The 6,437-nt window shown below is 64.3% G+C and carries 4 protein-coding genes; 1 reads left to right on the forward strand and 3 read right to left on the reverse strand.

Annotated elements, in window-relative coordinates; genetic code table 11:
• On the reverse strand, positions 1-3,291 hold a 3,291-nt coding region (locus tag EN939_RS16600; protein WP_164751031.1), incomplete at its 3' end, for a transglutaminase family protein.
• A gap of 112 nt (positions 3,292-3,403) precedes the next feature.
• A complete protein-coding gene (locus EN939_RS16605) occupies positions 3,404-4,600 on the reverse strand; it encodes an acyl-CoA dehydrogenase (protein ID WP_127268849.1) in 1,197 nt (398 codons plus the stop codon).
• A gap of 138 nt (positions 4,601-4,738) precedes the next feature.
• Between EN939_RS16605 and EN939_RS16610 the strand changes: the two genes are divergently transcribed.
• Positions 4,739-5,650, forward strand: coding sequence for a LysR family transcriptional regulator (locus EN939_RS16610; RefSeq protein WP_127268850.1), 912 nt, complete (start codon positions 4,739-4,741; stop codon positions 5,648-5,650).
• On the opposite strand, the gene EN939_RS16615 is transcribed toward EN939_RS16610, so the two are convergent.
• Positions 5,651-6,437, reverse strand: a 787-nt coding sequence (locus EN939_RS16615; protein WP_127268851.1) for a S1 RNA-binding domain-containing protein, incomplete at its 5' end; no start/stop codon positions are given.

Raw genomic sequence — 6,437 nt, forward strand, 5'->3', positions numbered from 1 at the left:
CACATAGGCGGATGGCGTATGACCGCGCGGTTCGAAGCGGGCGAGCCGCCGAGCTTCCGCCTCGTTGCCATTGACCGGAAAGGTGTCGTAATTGCGCCCGCCGGGATGGGCGACATGGTAGACGCAGCCGCCGACCGCACGTCCCGACCAGCGGTCATAGATGTCGAAGACCAGCGGCGTGTTGACCGGCAGCGCCGGATGCAGGCCCGATGCCGGCTGCCAGGCCTTGAAGCGGACGCCCGCCACCGCGACCTCTCTGTTGTCCGTCACCTTCATCGGCACGATACGGCCGTTGCAGACGATCGCGTGGCGCTCCGGATTCAACCCTTCGGTCTTGACCTGCAGCCGTTCGACCGAGGAATCGACGAAACGCACGGTGCCGCCGATCGCGCCTTGCTCGCCCATGACATGCCAGGGTTCGAGCGCCTGCCGCAGTTCCAGCTTGATGCCGGCATGCTGAACCTGACCGCAGAAGGGGAAGCGGAATTCGAGCTGGGCGTCGAACCATTCGGGCCTGAATTCGAAGCCGTTGAGCTTGAGGTCGTCGAGCACGTCGAGGAAATCGGCCCAGACATAATGCGGCAGCATGAAACGATCGTGCAGTGAGGTGCCCCAGCGCACGAAGCGGCCATCGAGCGGGCTCTTCCAGGCACGGGCAATGATCGCCCTGACAAGCAGTTGCTGCGCGAGGCTCATGCGTGCATTGGGCGGCATCTCGAAGCCGCGGAATTCGACCAGTCCCAGCCGACCGGTCGGTCCGTCCGGCGAAAACAGTTTGTCGATGCAGATTTCCGAACGATGCGTATTGCCGGTGACGTCGGTCAACAAATTGCGGAACAGCCGGTCGACCAGCCATGGCAAGGGTGCGTTGCCCCGGTCCGGATGCGGTACCTGCGCCATCGCGATCTCAAGCTCGTAGAGCGAGTCGTGACGCGCCTCGTCGAAGCGTGGCGCCTGGCTGGTCGGCCCGATGAACAGGCCGGAGAACAGATAGGACAGCGACGGATGGCGCTGCCATTGCAGCACCAGGCTCTTCAGCAGGTCCGGCCTTCGCAGGAAGGGGCTGTCATTGGGTGTCGCACCGCCGACCACGACATGGTTGCCGCCGCCGGTGCCGGTGTGGCGGCCGTCAATCATGAACTTGTCGGCGCCAAGCCGTGTCTGCCGCGCTTCCTCATAGATCGCCGTCGTCGTCGCCACGCAATCCTGCCAGTTGGAAGCAGGATGGATGTTGACCTCGATGACGCCGGGATCAGGCGCGACGCGGATGACGTTGAGGCGCGGATCGTGAGGCGGGCCGTAGCCCTCGATATGCACGGGAAGGCCGATCGCCTTCGCCGCGTTCTCGGCCGCAGCGACCAGTTCGAGATAGTCTTCCAGCGCCTCGACCGGCGGCATGAACACGCAAAGCCGCCCATCGCGCGGCTCGACCGAAAGCGCGGTGCGCACCGCGCCGCCGATCTCGGTGATCTCTTGTTCGACCCGGTCCTGCTGGCCGGTCGCAGCGGTGAACGATGCCGCTTGCTGGCGGCGCGCCATCTCGTCGGCGCCTTCCAGTTCAGCCGGAGCCGCCGAGGACAGGATGGCTTCACGCGTGGGCAGCGGTCCGCGTGGCAGCGACGGATCGACCGGCACGATGTAGGGGAATTGCTCCGGCGGCACATAGGGCAACGTGCCGAGTGGCAGGCGGTAGCCGACGGGTGAGTCGCCGGGTACCAGGAACAGCCGGCCGCGCCGCGTCTTCCATTTTTCCGAGCGCCAGCGCGGATCCGATGCCTGGCTATTCCAGCGCTGCACCGGCAGCACATAGCCGGACGGCTTGGTCAGCCCGCGTTCGAACACTTTCGCCATGCGGCTGCGTTCTTCCGGGTCCTCCAGCCTGGAGTTGGACGGATCGACATTGTCGGGCAGCTTGCCTTCCTTGAGCAGCCATTCGGCCGGATCCTCATAGGCTTCGCTGACCATGGTCTTGTCGATGCCGAGTTCGCCGGCAATCGCGGTGAGCAGGCTTTCGGCCTGCTTCGGGCCGATATCGGCCTCGCTCTTTTCGCGTGCGATCAGGGACGGATCGCTCCACACTGGCTGGCCGTCGGCACGCCAGTAGAGCGAAAAGGTCCAGCGCGGCAGGCTTTCGCCCGGATACCATTTGCCCTGGCCGTAGTGGAGAAAGCCGCCGGGCGCGAAGCGCTCGCGCAGTTTACGGATCAGTTCGTCCGCCTTTTCGCGCTTGGTGGGACCGACGGCGGCGGTGTTCCACTCGGCCGACTCGAAATCGTCGATCGACACGAAGGTCGGCTCGCCGCCCATGGTGAGCCGCACGTCCCCGGCCGCGAGAGCGGCATCGACCTTGTTGCCCAACGCATCGAGAGCCTGCCAGCTTTCGTCCGAGAACGGCTTGGTGATGCGCGGATGTTCGGCGATGCGGTCGACCCGCATCTCGAAGCCGAATTCGACATTGGCGAAGCTTGCCAAGCCGGAAATGGGAGCCGCGTTGCGGAAATGCGGCGTCGCCGCCAGCGGCACATGGCTTTCGCCGGTGAGCAGGCCAGAGGTCGGATCGAAGCCGATCCAGCCGGCGCCGGGAAGATACACCTCGCACCAGGCATGCAGATCGGTGAAGTCTATCGCCGTTCCCGGCGGACCGTCGAGTGCTACCAGATCGGGCTTCAGCTGGACCAGGTAGCCGGAAACGAAGCGCGCGGCGATGCCGAGGTTGCGTAGGATCTGCACCAGCAGCCAGCTCGAATCCCGGCACGACCCTTTTTTCGCGGCCAAGGTCTCTTCCGGCGAGAACACGCCGGTTTCCATCCGCACGATATAGGCGATCTCGCGCTGCAGCCGAGCATTGAGGTCGACGAGGAAATTGACGGTATTGGGAGCGCTGCGATCAATGGTGTTCAGCAGCGCCGACAGCAGCGGTCCCGCCGGTTCCGGCGTGCGATAGATGGCGAGATCGTCGCGGATTTCTTCCGGATACTCGAATGGAAACGCCTCGGCCGACGGCTCGACGAAGAAATCGAACGGATTGTAGACCGTCATGTCGGCGACGAGGTCGACCTCGATCTTCAACTCCGTCACCGGCTCCGGAAACACGAAGCGGGCTAGGAAGTTGCCGTAGGGGTCCTGCTGCAGATTGACGAAGTGGTTGGCCGGCTCGACCTTGAGCGAATGGCTCAGCACCTTGGTGCGGGAATGCGGCGCCGGCTGCAGCCTGATGATCTGGGGCCCGAGAACCACCGGCCGGTCGTACTTGTAGTGGGTCAGGTGGTAGACAGCTGCCAGAATTGCCATGGAGCCCCGGAATTCAGCGTTTCAAACGATTTCGCTGAACCCTGATACATCTGGCGACCATTCTCCAAGCAGAGATGTTGCGGTGCACCTAATTTAAGCAACGGTTGCCGGCTCAGAAAAACGCCTGTATCCCCGTCTGCGCCCGTCCCAGGATCAGCGCATGCACGTCATGCGTGCCTTCATAGGTGTTGACCGTCTCCAGATTCTGCGCGTGGCGCATGACGTGGTAGCCGATCTGGATACCGTTGCCGCCATGCATGTCGCGGGCCTGGCGGGCGATGTCGAGCGCCTTGCCGCAATTGTTGCGCTTGACGATCGAGATCATTTCCGGCGCCATCTTGCCTTCATCCAGCAGTCGCCCGACGCGCAAGGATGCCTGCAGCCCAAGCGCGATCTCGGTCTGCATATCCGCCAGCTTCTTCTGGTAGAGCTGCGTGCCGGCCAGCGGCTTGCCGAACTGCTTGCGATCGAGACCGTATTGGCGGGCGCGGTGCCAGCAATCCTCGGCGGCGCCCATCGAGCCCCAGGAAATGCCGAAGCGAGCCCGGTTGAGGCAGCCGAACGGTCCGCCAAGGCCTTTTGCGTTGGGCAGCAGCGCGTCTTCGCCGACCTCGACGCCTTCCATCACCACCTCGCCGGTGATCGACGCCCTCAGCGACAGCTTGCCGCCGATCTTCGGCGCCGAAAGCCCCTTCATGCCCTTTTCCAGCACGAAGCCACGGATCTCGTCCTTGCCGTTCTCGCCCTTCAGCTTCGCCCAGACGACGAACACGTCGGCGACCGGCGCGTTGGAAATCCACATCTTCGAACCGGACAGCTTGTAGCCGTTGGCTGTCCTCTCGGCGCGTGTCTTCATGCCGCCCGGGTCGGAGCCGGCATCCGGCTCGGTCAGGCCAAAACAGCCGATCCACTCGCCGCTGGCAAGCTTGGGCAGGTACTTCCTGCGCTGTTCGTCCGAGCCATAGGCGTAGATCGGGTACATCACCAGCGACGACTGCACTGACATCATCGAGCGATAACCCGAGTCGACACGTTCGACTTCCCGCGCGACCAGCCCATAGGTGACGTAGTTCGCGCCAAGCCCGCCGAATTCCTCGGGGATGTTGATGCCGAGCAGGCCGGCCTCGCCCATTTCGCGGAAGATCGCGGCATCGAAAGTTTCGTTGAGGTAGGCGTCCTCGATCCGCGGCGCCAGTCTGTCGGCGGCGAAGGCGGCCGCGCCGTCGCGCACCATGCGCTCGTCTTCCGAAAGCTGGCCCTCGATCAGGAACGGATCTTCCCAGACGAATGCGTTCTTGTCGGCGGCCATCGCGTTTCTCCCAAACCAATGCATGTCGCTCAAAACGATGACATGCATGAAGCAAAATGTTGGCCCGTTCTATCGGCCTGCGCCTCGAAAAAATCAAACGAAATTGATTCACCGATCAATGAGCTCTAGGAATGGGTCATGAGTGTCCAACGCCGCCTTTTGCCCAACATAAGCGCCCTTGCCGCCTTCGAGGCTGTGGCCCGGCTGGGCAGTTTCACCGCTGCCGCCCAGGAGCTCGATTTGACCCAGGGCGCAGTCAGCCGGCAGATCAGATCGCTTGAAGACCAATTCGGCCGCCGGCTGTTCGAACGCGACAGCCGCAATGTCAGGCTGTCGACATCGGGCGAAATCTACGCCGAGGCGGTGCGTTCGGCACTTGGCCAGTTGCGTGACGCAGCCCTTGGATTGATGAGCAATCGGCATAGCGGCATCCTGAACCTTGCCATTCTGCCGACCTTCGGCACGCGCTGGCTGATGCCGATGATCCCCGATTTCGTCGAAAGCAATCCCGATATCACCATCAATTTCGTCACTCGCGTCGGCCGCTTCGACTTTGCCAGGGAGAGGCTGGATGCCGCCATCCACTATGGCCTGCCGGACTGGCCTGAGGCCGACTCGACACTGTTGGTGCGCGAAACCGTGGCGCCGGTCGTGTCGCCCGAATTCCTCGCCGGCCGCGCCATCGCCTCACCGGCCGATATCGGCCGCCTGCCGCTGCTGCACATGGCGACGCGTCCTGGCGCCTGGACCGAATGGTTCGAGCATCAGGGCCTGAGCGCGCCGACCGGGCCCGGCATGCAGTTCGAGCAGTTCGGCACCGCCGCCCAGGCCTGCATGGCGGGGCTCGGCGTGGCGCTGCTGCCGCTGATCCTCATTGCAGGTGAATTGCAGCGCGGCCAGCTGGTGCCGGCGCCAGGCCGGCCCATGCAAAGCCGCAGCGCCTACTATCTCGTCGTCCCACACGACAAGCGAGGCCATCCGCCAGTCGCCAGTTTTCGCGACTGGCTGCTGGGCCAGGTCGAGAAGGAGCCGGCCGTTCTGGCGTGGTAGCTACTTCCGCTTCAGCGCATCCGCCAAGGCAGCACCGAATGCGCCTTGCTGTGCCGGCCGCTCCGGCTGGCGTTGCTGCGGTGCCGGCGAACGTGGTGCCGGCCTGCCGCCACCATTGTCGCGTGGCCCGCCACGCGGTGCGCCACCCTCGCCGCCATCCTTGCGCATGGAAAGCGCGATGCGCTTGCGCTTGATGTCGACGTCGACGACCCGCACCTTGACCACATCGCCGGCCTTGACCACCTCATGCGCGTCCTTGATGAACCGGTCGGCCAGTTGCGAGACATGCACCAGCCCGTCCTGATGCACTCCGATATCGACAAAGGCGCCGAAGGCGGCCACATTGGTGACCGTGCCTTCGAGCAGCATGCCGGGCTTCAGATCCTTGATGTCGTCGATGCCGTCGGCGAAGGTCGCCGTCTTGAAGCCCGGGCGCGGGTCGCGGCCCGGTTTTTCCAGCTCCGCCAGGATGTCGCGCACCGTCGGCAGGCCGAAACGCTCGTCGACGAAGACGCGCGGGTCGAGTGCCTTCAGCGCGGCACTATCGCCCATCAACGACCGCACATCGCGCCCGCAGGCGGCGACGATCTTCTTCGCCACGCCGTAAGCTTCCGGATGCACAGAGGAGGCATCGAGCGGTTCGCTGCCATTGGCGATGCGCAGGAAACCGGCGGATTGTTCGAAGGCCCGAGGTCCGAGCCGCGGCACCTTGAGCAGATCTTTCCGGCTGGCGAAGGGCCCGGTCGCATCGCGATGGGCGACGATCGCGTCGGCCAGAGACGCGCCG

This window comes from Mesorhizobium sp. M7A.F.Ca.CA.002.05.1.1, from assembly GCF_003998335.1.
In the GTDB taxonomy this organism is placed as follows: Bacteria; Pseudomonadota; Alphaproteobacteria; order Rhizobiales; family Rhizobiaceae; genus Mesorhizobium.

What these genes read in the sequence shown, in the direction of transcription:
- EN939_RS16605 (WP_127268849.1), bottom strand. Translation starts at nt 4,600, where the DNA reads ATGGCCGCCGACAAGAACGCATTCGTCTGGGAAGATCCGTTCCTGATC.
- EN939_RS16610 (WP_127268850.1), top strand. Translation starts at nt 4,739, where the DNA reads ATGAGTGTCCAACGCCGCCTTTTGCCCAACATAAGCGCCCTTGCCGCC.